16 protein-coding genes are annotated in these 13,115 nt (G+C 67.2%); 13 read left to right on the forward strand and 3 right to left on the reverse strand.

Going from position 1 to position 13,115, the window contains the following annotated elements:
- Positions 1 to 57 precede the first annotated feature (57 nt).
- Both AC3ISA_RS11285 and AC3ISA_RS11290 read left to right on the forward strand, forming a co-directional pair.
- Entirely contained in the window at positions 58 to 825 is a 768-nt protein-coding gene (locus tag AC3ISA_RS11285) for a prephenate dehydrogenase/arogenate dehydrogenase family protein (RefSeq protein ID WP_489177955.1), read from the forward strand.
- A gap of 37 nt (positions 826 to 862) precedes the next feature.
- Complete coding sequence (locus tag AC3ISA_RS11290; protein WP_489177956.1) at positions 863 to 1,324, forward strand: hypothetical protein; 462 nt, start codon at positions 863 to 865, stop codon at positions 1,322 to 1,324.
- A 14-nt stretch (positions 1,325 to 1,338) separates the two neighbouring features.
- Here AC3ISA_RS11290 and AC3ISA_RS11295 read toward each other — a convergent pair whose 3' ends face one another.
- Complete coding sequence (locus tag AC3ISA_RS11295) at positions 1,339 to 2,250, reverse strand: alpha/beta hydrolase (protein ID WP_489177957.1); 912 nt, start codon at positions 2,248 to 2,250, stop codon at positions 1,339 to 1,341.
- Between the two features lie 82 nt (positions 2,251 to 2,332).
- Positions 2,333 to 2,650 (reverse strand): iron-sulfur cluster insertion protein ErpA, encoded by a 318-nt coding sequence (gene erpA, locus AC3ISA_RS11300; RefSeq protein WP_489180102.1) that lies wholly within the window; start codon positions 2,648 to 2,650, stop codon positions 2,333 to 2,335.
- Between the two features lie 131 nt (positions 2,651 to 2,781).
- Between erpA and AC3ISA_RS11305 the strand changes: the two genes are divergently transcribed.
- The 6 genes from AC3ISA_RS11305 (at position 2,782) to AC3ISA_RS11330 (ending at position 9,219) form a co-directional block, all read left to right on the forward strand.
- Positions 2,782 to 3,972, forward strand: a complete 1,191-nt coding sequence (locus AC3ISA_RS11305; protein WP_489177958.1) for a deoxyguanosinetriphosphate triphosphohydrolase — start codon at positions 2,782 to 2,784, stop codon at positions 3,970 to 3,972.
- Positions 3,973 to 4,049: 77 nt separating this feature from the next.
- Positions 4,050 to 4,823, forward strand: coding sequence for an SPOR domain-containing protein (locus tag AC3ISA_RS11310; protein ID WP_489177959.1), 774 nt, complete (start codon positions 4,050 to 4,052; stop codon positions 4,821 to 4,823).
- Entirely contained in the window at positions 4,820 to 5,869 is a 1,050-nt protein-coding gene (gene nagZ / locus AC3ISA_RS11315) for a beta-N-acetylhexosaminidase (RefSeq protein WP_489177960.1), read from the forward strand. The genes AC3ISA_RS11310 and nagZ overlap by 4 nt, the downstream gene beginning before the upstream one ends.
- 53 nt (positions 5,870 to 5,922) lie before the next feature.
- Positions 5,923 to 6,744 carry a segregation and condensation protein A gene (locus tag AC3ISA_RS11320; protein WP_489177961.1) on the forward strand — a complete coding sequence of 274 codons (822 nt, stop codon included), beginning with the start codon at positions 5,923 to 5,925 and terminating at the stop codon, positions 6,742 to 6,744.
- A 147-nt stretch (positions 6,745 to 6,891) separates the two neighbouring features.
- Entirely contained in the window at positions 6,892 to 7,563 is a 672-nt protein-coding gene (gene scpB, locus AC3ISA_RS11325) for an SMC-Scp complex subunit ScpB (protein ID WP_372693503.1), read from the forward strand.
- A gap of 60 nt (positions 7,564 to 7,623) precedes the next feature.
- Positions 7,624 to 9,219: a sensor histidine kinase gene (locus AC3ISA_RS11330; protein WP_489177962.1), complete on the forward strand. Its 1,596-nt coding sequence runs from the start codon at positions 7,624 to 7,626 to the stop codon at positions 9,217 to 9,219.
- Here AC3ISA_RS11330 and ispH read toward each other — a convergent pair.
- Positions 9,216 to 10,202 carry a 4-hydroxy-3-methylbut-2-enyl diphosphate reductase gene (ispH, locus tag AC3ISA_RS11335; RefSeq protein WP_489177963.1) on the reverse strand — a complete coding sequence of 329 codons (987 nt, stop codon included), beginning with the start codon at positions 10,200 to 10,202 and terminating at the stop codon, positions 9,216 to 9,218. The two genes, AC3ISA_RS11330 and ispH, sit on opposite strands and share 4 nt — an antisense overlap.
- Before the next feature lie 163 nt (positions 10,203 to 10,365).
- On the opposite strand from ispH, the gene AC3ISA_RS11340 reads away from it, so the two are divergent.
- The 5 genes from AC3ISA_RS11340 to AC3ISA_RS11360 all read left to right on the forward strand — a co-directional run bounded on the left by AC3ISA_RS11340 (position 10,366) and on the right by AC3ISA_RS11360 (position 13,088).
- Positions 10,366 to 10,809, forward strand: a complete 444-nt coding sequence (locus AC3ISA_RS11340; protein ID WP_489177964.1) for an AtpZ/AtpI family protein — start codon at positions 10,366 to 10,368, stop codon at positions 10,807 to 10,809.
- A 5-nt stretch (positions 10,810 to 10,814) separates the two neighbouring features.
- Positions 10,815 to 11,606 carry a F0F1 ATP synthase subunit A gene (locus AC3ISA_RS11345; protein WP_489177965.1) on the forward strand — a complete coding sequence of 264 codons (792 nt, stop codon included), beginning with the start codon at positions 10,815 to 10,817 and terminating at the stop codon, positions 11,604 to 11,606.
- A 56-nt stretch (positions 11,607 to 11,662) separates the two neighbouring features.
- A complete protein-coding gene (locus tag AC3ISA_RS11350) occupies positions 11,663 to 11,887 on the forward strand; it encodes a F0F1 ATP synthase subunit C (protein WP_372693499.1) in 225 nt (74 codons plus the stop codon).
- A 75-nt stretch (positions 11,888 to 11,962) separates the two neighbouring features.
- Positions 11,963 to 12,568: a F0F1 ATP synthase subunit B family protein gene (locus AC3ISA_RS11355; RefSeq protein ID WP_489177966.1), complete on the forward strand. Its 606-nt coding sequence runs from the start codon at positions 11,963 to 11,965 to the stop codon at positions 12,566 to 12,568.
- Between the two features lies 1 nt (position 12,569).
- Positions 12,570 to 13,088: a F0F1 ATP synthase subunit B gene (locus AC3ISA_RS11360; protein WP_489177967.1), complete on the forward strand. Its 519-nt coding sequence runs from the start codon at positions 12,570 to 12,572 to the stop codon at positions 13,086 to 13,088.
- Positions 13,089 to 13,115 lie beyond the last annotated feature (27 nt).

Consider the following 13,115-nt stretch of genomic DNA (forward strand, 5'->3'; position numbering starts at 1 on the left):
GCGTCGGCTGCGAGCGCACAGCCCGATCCGCACCCGGTCCTCGGGTCAAGCCCGAGGATGACGGAGGTTGATGGGAAGGCGGTGGGGGTGACGGTGGTGAGGGAAAAGCTCGGCCTGATCGGCTTCGGGGCCTTCGGGCGGCTGACGGCGCGGCATCTGTCGCCCTGGTTCGACATTCTCGCCCATGATCCGGCGGCGACGGACGGCGAGGGCGTTGCGACCCTGACCGACCTGGCGACCGCCGCCGCCTGTCCGACGGTCGTGCTGGCCGTGCCGGTCGAGGCGCTGGAGGCGACGCTGATCGCCATCGGCCCGCATCTGGCGCCCAGCGCCCTGGTCGTCGACGTGGGGTCGGTGAAGGTGAAGCCGGCGCAGACGATGGACGAACTGCTGCCGCCCGGCGTGCGGATCGTCGGGACGCATCCGCTGTTCGGCCCCCAAAGCGGCAAGGACGGGATCGCGGGCCTGCGCATCGCCGTGTGCGAGGTGCGGGGCGCAAAGGACGCCCGCCGCGTCGCCGCCTTCTGCCGCCGCGCGCTGGGGCTGAAGGTCTTTTCAGTCAGCCCCGAGGATCACGACCGCGAGGCCGCCACCGTCCAGGGCCTGACCCATCTGATCGCCCGCGTCCTGATGGCGATGGAACCCCTGCCGACGCGCATGACCACCGCCAGCTTCGACCGGCTGATGCAGGCCGTCGACATGGTCCGCCACGACAGCCCCGCCGTCTTCCGCGCCATCGAACGCGACAACCCGTTCGCGGCCGAGGTGCGGGAGCGGTTCTTTGCCTTGGCGGATGAGGCGCGGGGGAAGGGCAAGAGAAGCTAAGCGTTGCGGATTAAGCGACCGCCGGTATGGTCAAGTCATGCCGCCGATCAAACGAAAGACGAAACGCTCGCTGATCCTTACAGGGGCGTTGATGATTGTCGGCTTGCTGAACTTAAGTTTGACGACGACACGTCCCCCTAGCCCCGCTCTGGCCGACGAGATTGATCGAGCGCTTGAACAAGACCCGTGCATCGGCGCCATCGAAAGATGGCCGGCGCGATACTACGTTTGGCGATCCACCCCGTGGTTCGGAGCCAACGACGGTCGAGCATTTCTCTGGATGTTGAGTGGCCCGTGGCTCGGGTCCGACACCTCGAAGGTCGAGGTTCGACTCTATCAAGGGGCTTGGGAGGGGGACTACCCGCCGGGCCGTCATCTGCTCAGGGCGGACCAAGACAAGCTGTCGCTCGATAGCTCGAACTTCACGTTCGCTGCAGGAACCTACGACGTTCGAACGCGAAAGCTGAGCGACTGGATTTGTGGCCCGAGCAGCGGTTGAGCGGGATATCGCGCTCAGTGCGCCCTGATAAACGCCCCCACATCCTCAGCCACGCCCGGCGCGAGCGGTAGCGTCGGGTCGGCGTAAGTCGCCATATTGGCGGCGCGGTTGGCGGGGGCGGTCTTGAGTAGGTGGTTGACGCCGTCCCAGAGTTTCAGCGTCGCCTTGGGGTCGGCGGCGGCAAGGGCCTGGGCGTCCGTGACGGTGATCTGGAGGTCGGTGGTTCCCTGGCCGATGAAGACCGGGCCGTCATAGGCGGCGAGCAGGGCGGCGGGGCCCAGCGGCAGCCAAGAGATCAGATAGGGCTGGACTGACGGCCGGAACAGAGCCGCCAGCGCAGGCGGCGTGTCGGCGACGGTGCGGCCGGCCTCAAGTTCGGTCAGGGCGGCGAAGGCCTGGGTCTTCATCGGCTCGGGCAAGGTGGCCAGCTGTTCGCGCAGCACCGCGCCCGCCGGGCGGCCAGCGCCGGACAGAAGGATCAGACCGCAAACCTTGTCGTCGTTTTCGACCGCCTTCAGGGCGACCAGGGCGCCCTCGCTGTGGCCAATCAGCCAGGCGCAGGGCAGGCCCGCGCGCGCGGCGGCCTCAGCCGCCCAGGCGCGGGCGTCGGCGGCATAGGCGTCGAACCGCAGATCGGCCTCGGCCGGACCCGCCGCCGTGCTGGCGGCGATGCCGCGCTTGTCGATGCGGACGGTGGCGATCCCCTGTTCCGCCAGACCCTCGGCCAGCAGGCGATAGGTCGAGGCCGCGACGCCCAGCGGGCTGTTCCCATCCCTATCCGTCGGGCCGGAGCCGGGCAGGATGACGGCGACGGCCGTGGCGCTGTCGGGCGCCAGCAGGGTTCCGTGCAAAGGCGCGGGCTGGGCGGGCAGGGCGATCTCGGTCGAGACCGGGCCGGCGAGCAGGGCGAGAGCGAGGCTGAGCATGTGGGTCTCCGCAAGACGGTCAGATAGCGCGACTATCCCATCATGCAGCGCAGGCTCCGGCCCGCAAGGCCAGCCTCAGGCTTCAGATCGAGAAGCTGACGCCGCAGCCGCAGCTGGAGGCGGCGTTGGGGTTGCGGACGACGAACTGGGCGCCGGCCAGTTCGTCGACGTAGGCGATCTCGGAGTTCTTCAGGAAGGGGACCGAGACGGGGTCGATCAGGGCGGCTTGGCCGTCGGCCTGGATGCGCAGGTCGTCGTCCTCTGCGCTCTCGACCAGTTCGAACCGGTATTGGAAGCCCGAACAGCCGCCGCCGTCCACCGCCACGCGCAGCATCAGGGTCTTGCCCTCGGCCGCGCCCAGCTTGGCCAGGCGCTTGGCGGCGCTGGCGGCCAGGACGATGCCCTCCGGCGCACGCGTTGCGACGCTGAAGGCGGGTGTGGACGGTTCTGTGGATTGGACGGTGCTCACGGCTGTCTATATGAGGCGCGCAGGGGCTTTCGCAAAGGCCCGCATGCTTCAAAGTTGATCACTTGAGCCAGACAGACCTCGCGACATACGCCGAACGGGCGAACTTGACCCTGGGCCGCCGCGTGCCCGAGCCGGCCAGCCGGACCCGCACGGCCTTTGCGCGCGACCGCGACCGGATCATCCATGCGACGGCGTTTAGGCGGCTGAAGGAGAAGACCCAGGTCTTCGTGGCGCACGAGGGCGATCATTACCGCACCCGCCTGACCCATTCGCTGGAGGTGGCGCAGATCGCGCGGTCGCTGGCCCATGCGTTGAGGCTGGACGATGATCTGGCCGAGACCATCGCCCTGGCGCACGATCTGGGCCACCCGCCCTTCGCCCATGCCGGCGAGGACGAGCTGGTGGTGCAGATGGCCGGGCATGGCGGTTTCGACCACAACGTCCAGAGCTTCCGCGTCGTGACCGAGCTGGAGAACCGCTATCCGCAGTTCGACGGGCTGAACCTGAGCTGGGAGACGGTCGAGGGGGTCATCAAGCACAACGGCCCGGTGTTGCACCGGTTGGACGAACCGGCCTGGTCGGTGGTGCGGCCGTATGCAGCAGGCGGCGAGGCGGGGTGGGATCTGCGTCTCGGCACCTTCGCGTCGCTGGAGGCGCAATGCGCGGCCGTTGCCGACGACATCGCCTATAACAACCACGACGTGGACGACGGGGTGCAGGCGGGACTGATCACGCTCCAGGACCTGGATCAGGTGCCGCTGATCGGGCCGATGCTGGCGCAGGTGCGCAGCGACTATCCCGACATCGACGACCGGATGCTGAGGATCGAGGCCGTGCGGCGGATGATCGGCGTCATGGTCGAGGACGTGCTGGCCGAGACAGCGCGGCGGCTGGAAGACGACCGGATCGTCACGACCGAGGACGTGCGCACGGCGAAACGAACGATGGTGGATTTCTCGTCAGAGATGCACGCCGATCTGGCGGTGCTGAGGAAGTTTCTGTTCGAACGGATGTATCGCCACTACCGCGTCAACCGCACGCGCAGCCAGGCGCGGCGGGTGCTGTCGCAACTGTTCGAGCTGTTCATGGCCGAGCCGGAGGTGATGCCGCCGGAATGGAGCGAGCCGGCGATGACCCAGGACCGGACGCGGCGGGCGCGGGCGGTCTGCGACTATATCGCCGGGATGACCGACCGTTACGCCATAGAAGTGCACCAGAAACTGTTCAGCCTCGACCTCGCCCTCGATCTGTGATTCGAAAGATGCACGCGGGGGCGTAGAGTGATCGTTCGGCGCGCCGATTCGCGCCCGACAGACGGCGGAGCGCGACCATGTCCTTTGACGACGACAACAAACCGGGCCGGGGCGCCTATACGCCCCCGACCGACGACGACCTGCCGTTCCGTCGCAACAGCTACGACCCGCGCAGCGGCCGCAATGTCGGCTCGGGCGGGGGCAAGGCGCCGCCGGTCACCCTGATCATCAGCGCGGTGGTCCTGCTGCTGCTGATCGTCGCCGTGATCTTCTTCTATCGCTCGGGCATGCGCGCCTCGACCGACGCGCCGCCCGCCGTGGGCCAGCCTGTCGGTGACATGAAGACCGCCGCGCCTATCGACGCCCAGCCGATCGATCCGGCCGCCGGCGTGCGCGTCTATCGCGATGAGGGCGAGACGACCGACGCGCCCGTGACCTTCACTCCGCCGCCCGAGACGCCCCAGCCGCGTCCGGCCGCGCCGCCGACCGCCGCCCCGACCGGCCAGGGTCTGCCGCCCGTGACGGCCGCGACGCCCGCCGCGCCGACGCCGCGTCCGACGACCGCGCCGCCTGTCGCCGCTCCGGCGACCAAGGCTCCGGCCGCTGCGGGCGGTTCGGCCTCGGTGCAGATCGGCGCCTTCTCCTCAACCGAGATCGCGGACCGCGAATACGCCGCCGTCGCCGGCCGGTTCGGCTCGTTCGCCTCGGGCGCCGAAAAGCGCGTGACCGAAGTGACGTCGTCCAGCGGTTCGACGCTGTACCGCACGGCCTTCTCGGGCCTGTCGCGCGAGCGGGCGGTCGCCTTCTGCAACGCGCTGAAGGCGGCGGGCCGGGACTGCATCGTTCGGTGACATCGGCCGCGATCTACGGCTGCGCCGGCCATCGGCTGACGGAGGACGAGCGGGCCTTCTTCACCGAGGCGCGGCCGTGGGGCTTCATCCTGTTCCGGCGCAACATCGACACGCCGGAACAGGTGCGGGCGCTGACCGACGCGCTGCGGGCCGCCATCGGAGACCCTGATGCGCCGATCCTGATCGACCAGGAGGGCGGTCGGGTCCAGCGGATTGGGCCGCCGCACTGGCCCAAATACCCGCCGGGCGACGCCTATCTGAAGGCGGCGAACAATCTGGCGCAGGCGCGCGAACTGGCGCGGCTGGGCGCGCGACTGATGGCGCACGACCTGCGCGAGGTGGGCGTCAACGTGGACCTGCTGCCGGTGCTGGACGTGCCTGTGCCCGGCGCCCACGACATCGTCGGCGACCGCGCCTATGGCCCCGATCCGCAGACCGTGACCCTGCTGGGGCGGGCGGCGGCGGAAGGGTTGCTGGCGGGCGGGGTCCTGCCGTGCATCAAGCACATGCCGGGCCATGGGCGGGCCTTCGCCGACAGCCACAAGGACCTGCCGATGGTCCACGCCAATTTCGAGACGCTGGACGGCTGGGACTTCGCGCCGTTCAAGGCGATGTCGGACATGCCGCTGGCGATGACGGCGCATATCGTCTTCACCGCCGTGGACCGGAAACGGCCGGCGACCCAGTCGAAAAAGGCCGTTAAGATGATGCGCGAGCATCTGGGCTTCTCAGGCCTGATCATGACCGACGACCTGTCGATGCAGGCGCTGAGCGGATCGCTGGGCGAACGGGCGCATCTGTCGCTGAAGGCCGGGTGCGACGTGGTCCTGCATTGCAACGGCGACATGGCCGAGATGCAGGCCGTGGCCGAGGCGACCGGCAGGCTGAAGGGCAAGGCGAAGGCGCGGGCCGAGGCGGCGATGGCGCGGATCGTCCGTGTTCCCGAACCGCTGGATCCCGTGGCGGCGCATGCGCGGTTCTTCCAGGCGATGGGCGGTCGGCTCGATGTCGCCAAGGGGCCGGACGTGGGGGAGGCGCAGGCATGAGCTGCCTGGACCGTCCCGGCCTCAAGCCGCGCGAAGCGCGGTAGGCCAAGGAAATGTCCGAAGCGTTTCAGCCAAATCTGGATTTCACCGCCGTGGCCGAGGTCGAGGATCGAGAGGCGTTCGTCGTCGATCTGGACGGGTATGAAGGGCCGCTGCATGTGCTGTTGGCTCTGGCGCGGAACCAGAAGGTCGATCTGCTGAAACTGTCGATCACCCAGTTGGCGGAACAGTATCTGGCCTTCGTGCACGAGGCGCGGCGTCGGAACTTCGCCCTGGCGGCGGATTACCTCGTGATGGCGTCGTGGCTGGCCTATCTGAAGTCGCGGCTGCTGCTGCCGCGCACCGAGAAGGACAAGGGCGAGGAGCCGCCGGCCGAGGAGATGGCCGCCGCCCTGGCGTTCCGGTTGCAGAAGCTGGAGGCGATGCGCCGCTCGGTCGAGCAGCTGATGGCCCGGCCGCAGTTGAAGCGCGACGTCTTCACGCGCGGCGACCCCGAGGCGACGGTGATCACACCCTCCGACCGGATCGACGCCAGCCTGTACGAACTGATGAGCGCCTATGTGACCCAGCGTCGGCGCGAGGGCGCGCGGCAGTATTCGCCCGGCCAGCGGGTCGAGGCCTTTCCGTTGGAGGCGGCGCGCGACTGGCTGCGCGAGATCATGCCGAAACTGGCCGACTGGACCCCGCTGGAAGATGTCGCGCCGCATCGCGAGGATAAGGACGGCCCCAGCCAGGCCAGCTTTACGGCCTCGACCCTGTCGGCCAGTCTGGAGCTGGTGAAGGAGGGGGCGATGGACATTCGACAGACGCAGGCGTTCGCCGAGCTGTTCCTGAAACGGCGCGGGCAGGGCCAGCCGCTGGAACTGATGGGGTGATGGCTTCACTTTCCGCTCATCCCCGCGAAAGCGGGGACCTAGTGATTTGGGCGCAAAGGTCTGTCATTCCTTCGCCGATGGATGGCCAACGCATTGCCGAGCGACAGGACTGGGTCCCCGCTTTCGCGGGGATGAGCGGATATTTCTATGTCTGACCTCGCCTTCCAACCCGACGAAGCCGAAATCGAGCGGCGGGTCGAGGCCCTGTTGTTCGCGGCGGCCGGGCCGCTGACGGCCGCCGAGATCGCCGCGCGGCTGCCCGAGAACTGCAACGTCGCGCGCGCCATATCGGGCCTGCGCGCCCGTTACGAGGGCCGCGGGGTGGAGCTGGAGTGCGTCGCCGACCGCTGGCGGTTCCGAACCGCGCCGGACCTGGCCTTCATGATGACGCAGGAGCGCGAGGAGCCGCGGCGCCTGTCCAAGGCCGCGCTGGAGACCCTGGCTATCATCGCCTACCACCAGCCTGTCACCCGCGCCGAGATCGAGAGCGTGCGGGGGGTGACCATCTCCAAGGGGACGCTGGACCTGTTGCTGGAGATGGGTTTCGTGCGGTTGCGGGGGCGCAGGCGCACGCCGGGGCGGCCCGTCACCTATGCGACCACGGATCGGTTCCTTGAGCATTTCGGCCTGGCGACCTTGTATGATTTGCCGGGCGTGCAGGAGATGAAGGCGGCGGGCCTCTTGGACCTGTCGCTGCCGGTCGGGTTCGAGGTGCCGGACCCCAGCCGCGCCTCCGAGGCCGACGACGAGGACGGCAGTCTGCCCCTCGACGACGATGCCCCCGAGTTCGCTCAAGATTTTGTCGGTGCGACACGCTGACGTTACGTCACGTTCACGCAGTCTTAGTCAGCGCCCTCTAAGCGAGACGATATGAGTGGCGTGACATCGAAAACGGGTTGGCGGGCGTGGAGCACGTTCAGGATCGCGGTGATCCTGATGTTGGCGTCCATCATCGGCATGGCGGGCGTTCTGGGCACGGTCAGCCAGGGCATCGATGCGCACCAGGCGCGCAAGGAAGAGGCGTTGGTCAAGCTGCGCCTGACGCGCGCACTGGAAATCATCGGCGACAACCTGACCACGGCCTCGGTCTGGGACGAGGCGGTCGATCATATGACGACCGGCGATGTGGCCTGGTACGACCGCACCTTGGGCTCGTTCTACGCTGCGCAGCACAAGCACGAATTCACGCTTGGCTATGACGCCAGCGGCCGGCTGTTCCGCATCAGCACGCAAGGGTCGCCAGAGAGCTTCGAAGCCGGCGATCCGTTCGCCAGGGCGGCCCGGCCTCTGGTCGATCAGTTGCGCGCCGAGGCGGCGGGGCGTGATCGTTCGCTGACAGCGGACGCCGCCGTTCGTCTGAAGGCGGGCTTCGTGCAGGTGGGCGACGCCGTCTATGTGCTTGGCGCGTCCACCGTCGTGCGTCACACCGCGATGGGGCCGACGCCGGCGTCGGATCCGGTGGTGGCGTCGTTCAAGCCTTTCCTGGGTGAATTGGACCTGTTGCGGACGCGACTGGCGCTGGACCGCATCCATTTCCAGCCCGGCGACGCTGAACCGCCCCAGGGCATGATCGGCGTGGATGTGCGTGAGGCTGGGGGCGGATTGTTGGGCCGCGTCGTCTGGGCGCCGGAACGACCGGGCTATCAGATTCTGACCCAGGCAGGACCGCTGTTGCTGGTGCTGTTCGTGGTGCTGATCATCGGCACGGCGTCTCTGCTGTGGAACACGACCGCCGATGTGGGCCGCCTGAAGGCGTCCGAGGTAGCCCTGTCGGCGGCGCTGGAACGGGCCGAGGCGGCGAACCAGGCCAAGACCCGCTTCCTGTCGAACGTCAGCCACGAACTTCGCACGCCGCTGAACGGCGTGCTGGGCATGGCCGAGGTGATCGGCGCCGACATGGTCACGCCGCAGCAGCGCGACCGGCTGGAAATCCTGAAGGCGTCGGGGCGTCAGCAACTGAGGCTGATCGAAGAACTGCTGGACGTGGTGCGGTTGCGCGACGGGGCGGTGACGCTGGAGAGCCGGCCGTTCCGGCCTGACAATCTGCTGCGGCGTGTGGCCAATGATTTCAGCGGCGCGGCCCATGCCAAGGGCTTGAAGATCGACGTCGAGGCCCTTGAGGGCGAATGGCTGGGCGATCCGGTCCATGTCGAAAAACTGATGGCGGCGCTGAGCGACAACGCCGTGCGCTTCACTCGGACGGGCCAGGTCATCCTGAGGGCCGTCGCCGGCGATCAACTGGTGCTGGAGGTCGAAGATACCGGCCCCGGCATGGAACCGGCCGAGGCGGCGCGCCTGTTCGAGGCCTTCACCCAAGGTGACGAGAGCAACACCCGCACCGCCGACGGCCTGGGCCTGGGCCTGACGGCGGCGCATGGCCTGGCTGCGCTGATGGGCGGCAAGATCGAGGTCGTGACCGCGCCCGGCGTCGGCAGCACCTTCCGTGTCGCCCTGCCGCTGGAAGCCGTAGCCTAGGCCGTCAGCAGGCGCGGCAGTTTGAAGGTCACGGTCTCGCGGGCGCCGCCATCCTCGGTCACCGTGGCGTCGAAACGGGCGCGGATGGCGTCGACCAGGGCCTCGATCAGCGGTTCGGGCGCAGAGGCCCCGGCGGTGACGCCGACCGTCTGGACCCCTTCGAACCAGGACCAGTCCACCTGGGACGCATCGTCCACCAGATAGGCGGCTCCGGCCCCGGCTCGCATCGCCACCTCGACCAGCCGGACCGAGTTGGACGAGTTCTTGGACCCGACCACCAGCACCAGCTCGCAGCCTTCGCCCAGCACCTTGACCGCGTCCTGGCGGTTGGTGGTGGCGTAGCAGATGTCTTCCTTGTGCGGGTCGGGCAGTTCGGGGAAGCGGCGCTTCAAGACCTTCAGAATGCCGGCCGTGTCGTCGACCGAAAGGGTGGTCTGGGTCGCATAGGCCAGGGGGGCGTCGCCGGGGCGCTCGAACGATTCGGCGTCGGCCTCGGTCTCGACCAGGCTGATGGCGCCCTGCGGCAACTGACCCAGGGTGCCGATCACCTCGGGGTGGCCCGCATGGCCGATCAGGATGATGTGTTTGCCGGCGGCGTGGTGGCGCTCGGCCTCGACATGGACCTTGGACACCAGGGGGCAGGTGGCGTCCAGAAACACCAGCTCGCGCGCCCGGGCGGTGGCGGGCACCGACTTGGGCACGCCGTGGGCCGAGAAGACGACCGGCCGGTCGTCCGGGCATTCGTCCAGTTCCTTGACGAAGACCGCGCCCATGGCCTTCAGCCGCTCGACGACGTGGCGGTTGTGAACGATCTCATGGCGCACATAGACGGGGGCGCCGAACTTCTCGATGGCGCGCTCTACGATCTGGATCGCCCGGTCCACCCCGGCGCAGAAACCGCGCGGCGTCGCCAACCTCACCGAAATCGGGCGCACCGAAATCGGGCGAAGCGGAGCGGCGGGGGGAGGAACATGCGCATTCATGGCCGTGAACCTAGTCGTTTGCGGCGCTGATCGCCATCGGACCCGTGTCGCGAGGGGCGGGATTCTGTCGTTGCGAACAGCGGCGCATCGTCACGGCTTGTCCACAGGTGGCGAAAGTCTAGGCTCTACAACGGTTTAGAGCGTGATCACGACGCCTTGACCTATGGGCCGCTCACGATTAGTTTCCGCGCCGAATTCAGACCCGTCCGGACGTCGTTCGGCGCTGAGCATTTCAGGCATGTCCCCAATGACGGAATCGCGCGAAGAGGCGATCAAACGCCTCAACGAAAGCGCATCCTCGCTGGAGACGCGCACCGCTCAGCAGGAGCATGCGCATCTGGCCGCCCAGAAGGTGACCAGTGAGGCCTACAAGATCATCGCCGATCTGATCGGCGGCGTTCTGGTGGGGCTGGGGTTGGGTTTTCTTGCGGATCGGTTCCTTGGAACCACCCCGTGGGGCATCATCTGCGGAATCCTTTTGGGCTTCGCACTATCGATTTACATGGCGCGTCGCACAGCTAACCGGCTGATGGCGCAGGCGAAGGCGGCGGGGATCGAGGCGAAGCCTATCCCGTTCGAGGAAGCCGACGAAGACGAGGACCGATAAGGCCCATGGCCGATCCGATTCATCAGTTTACAGTCACGCCCCTTCAGGGTCTGGACTTCGGCACGGTCAACCTGCCGCTCGTCGGCGAGACCAGCCTTGCCTTCACCAATTCGCATATGGCGATGACGATCGCCTTCGTGCTGGTCGTCGGCTTCCTGACCCTGGTCACGTCGAACGCAAAGATCGTTCCTGGCCGCCTTCAGGCGACGGGCGAACAATTGTTCGGTTTGATCGACGGGGTTACCGACTCGATCATCGGTCATGAGGGTCGCAAATATTTCCCGTTCATCCTGACCATCTTCATGCTGGTCCTGGGCATGAACCTGTTGGGTCTGTTCCTGACCTTCACGGCGACGTCCCAACTGGCGGTCACCGCGACCTTCGCCCTGATCACCATACTGCTGGTCATCGGCATCGGCTTCGCCAAGCATGGCTTGGGCTTCTTCAAGTTGTTCGCCCCGTCGGGCATTCCGCTGGCGGTCATGTTCTTGGTCGTGCCGATCGAGTTCGTCTCGTTCCTGCTGCGCCCGATCACCCTGGCCCTTCGTCTGTTCGGCAACATGCTGGGCGGCCACATCGCGCTGAAGATTTTCGCTGGCTTCGTCGTGTCTATGGGCGGCCTCGCCGCCGCCGGTGGTCTGGGCCTGCTGGGCCTGCCGGTCGCCGCCCTATCTCTGGGCATGGTGGTCGGATTGACTGCGCTGGAGTTCCTCGTGGCCTTCCTTCAGGCCTTCGTTTTCGCCGTTCTGGCCAGCATCTATCTCAACGATGTGGTCAACCTGGGTCATGGCCACTAAGGCCGCGACCCAGTCCTGAAAAACCAACCAACCTAAAGACGGAATAGGAAATCATCATGGAAGCTGAATCCTTCAAATACTTCGGTATCGGCCTGGCCACCCTGGGCATGCTCGGCTCGGCCATCGGCGTGGGCAACATCTTCGGCAACTTCCTGGCGGGCGCCCTGCGCAATCCTTCGGCTGCCGCCGGCCAAGTCGGCAACCTGTTCGTCGGCGCCGCTCTGGTCGAAGCCCTGGGCATCCTGTCCTTCGTTCTGGGTATCCTGGCCTGGTTGGGCTGATCGCCTGATACTGCTACCGGCGGCGGCGCGGCCTGATGGTCCGCGCCGCCGCGACTGTTTTCACGACGGATGAACATGGCCGCCCACTCCTCAGCATCGCCGCCGGTCCTTTCGGTGGAAGAAGCCGCCGACGTCGCGGTTCAAACCGGACATATGCCCGAGAATACGGCCCATGCCGTTTCCGAGCATGAAGCCGGAGGCTTGCCGCAGTTCGAGACCCAGCATTGGGTCGGGCAGATCGCCTATCTGCTGCTCCTGTTCGTCGTCCTTTACCTCCTGGTCGCCAAAATCTTCGCCCCGCGTATGCGCAAGGTGATGGACGAGCGCGCCGACACGATTTCCACTGCCGTCGCGACGGCCCGTCAAGTTCAGGCCGAAGCCGCCGAGCAGGCCGCAGTCGCTCAGGCCGAAGTCGCCAAGGCCCGCGCCGACGCACGCGCCACAGCCGCCGCCGCCAAGGCTAGAGTGACTGAAGAGGCCAATGCCCGTCAGGCCGCTGAAGAAGCTGTGGTGAACGCCCGCATCGCTGAAGCGGAAACCTCCATCGGCAAGACGCGCGACGCCGCCATGGCCAATGTTACGACTATCGCCCACGACGCGGCGACCGCCATGGTCGAGCGTCTGACCGGCAAGGCGCCGAGCGCCGCCGACATCGCCGCTGCGCTCAAGGGAGCCGCTTGATATGCCCGCCTTCCTCGAATTCGGCCATTTCTACAGCCTGTCCAACCCTGAACTATGGGTCGGCGTCGGTCTGCTGATCTTCCTCGGCATCCTGGTCGCCGCCGGCGTGCCCAAGATCGCCGCCAAGGCCTTGGACGCCAAGGCCGCCAAGATCCAGGCCGACCTGGACGAGGCCGCTCGCTTGCGCGCCGAGGCCGAGGCTCTGCTGGCCCAAATCCGCAAGGAGAAGGCCGAGGCCGAGGCCCAGGCCGCCGAAATGATGGCCCAGGCGGAAGCCGACGCCCGTCGTCTGGAAGTCGAAACCAAGGCCAAGCTGGAAGAGACCCTGGCCCGTCGCCAGAAGATGGCCGAGACTCGCATCGCTCAGGCTGAAGCTCAGGCCTCGGCTGAGGTGAAGGCCGCCGCTGCAGATTTGGCCGCCAAGACCGCCGAACAGATTCTGACTGCCCGCATCGCCAGCGGCGCCAAGGATCCGCTGCTGGACAGCGCCATCGCCCAGATCGGCGATCGCCTGAACTGATCGGCGTGACGCTGAATGAAACAAGGC

It is taken from the genome of Brevundimonas sp. KH_058, assembly GCF_057838505.1.

What these genes read in the sequence shown, in the direction of transcription:
- AC3ISA_RS11285 (WP_489177955.1), top strand. Translation starts at nt 58, where the DNA reads ATGACGGAGGTTGATGGGAAGGCGGTGGGGGTGACGGTGGTGAGGGAA.
- AC3ISA_RS11290 (WP_489177956.1), top strand. Translation starts at nt 863, where the DNA reads ATGCCGCCGATCAAACGAAAGACGAAACGCTCGCTGATCCTTACAGGG.
- AC3ISA_RS11295 (WP_489177957.1), bottom strand. Translation starts at nt 2,250, where the DNA reads ATGCTCAGCCTCGCTCTCGCCCTGCTCGCCGGCCCGGTCTCGACCGAG.
- AC3ISA_RS11310 (WP_489177959.1), top strand. Translation starts at nt 4,050, where the DNA reads ATGTCCTTTGACGACGACAACAAACCGGGCCGGGGCGCCTATACGCCC.
- AC3ISA_RS11320 (WP_489177961.1), top strand. Translation starts at nt 5,923, where the DNA reads ATGTCCGAAGCGTTTCAGCCAAATCTGGATTTCACCGCCGTGGCCGAG.
- scpB (WP_372693503.1), top strand. Translation starts at nt 6,892, where the DNA reads ATGTCTGACCTCGCCTTCCAACCCGACGAAGCCGAAATCGAGCGGCGG.
- ispH (WP_489177963.1), bottom strand. Translation starts at nt 10,202, where the DNA reads ATGAATGCGCATGTTCCTCCCCCCGCCGCTCCGCTTCGCCCGATTTCG.
- AC3ISA_RS11340 (WP_489177964.1), top strand. Translation starts at nt 10,366, where the DNA reads ATGGGCCGCTCACGATTAGTTTCCGCGCCGAATTCAGACCCGTCCGGA.
- AC3ISA_RS11345 (WP_489177965.1), top strand. Translation starts at nt 10,815, where the DNA reads ATGGCCGATCCGATTCATCAGTTTACAGTCACGCCCCTTCAGGGTCTG.
- AC3ISA_RS11350 (WP_372693499.1), top strand. Translation starts at nt 11,663, where the DNA reads ATGGAAGCTGAATCCTTCAAATACTTCGGTATCGGCCTGGCCACCCTG.
- AC3ISA_RS11355 (WP_489177966.1), top strand. Translation starts at nt 11,963, where the DNA reads ATGGCCGCCCACTCCTCAGCATCGCCGCCGGTCCTTTCGGTGGAAGAA.
- AC3ISA_RS11360 (WP_489177967.1), top strand. Translation starts at nt 12,570, where the DNA reads ATGCCCGCCTTCCTCGAATTCGGCCATTTCTACAGCCTGTCCAACCCT.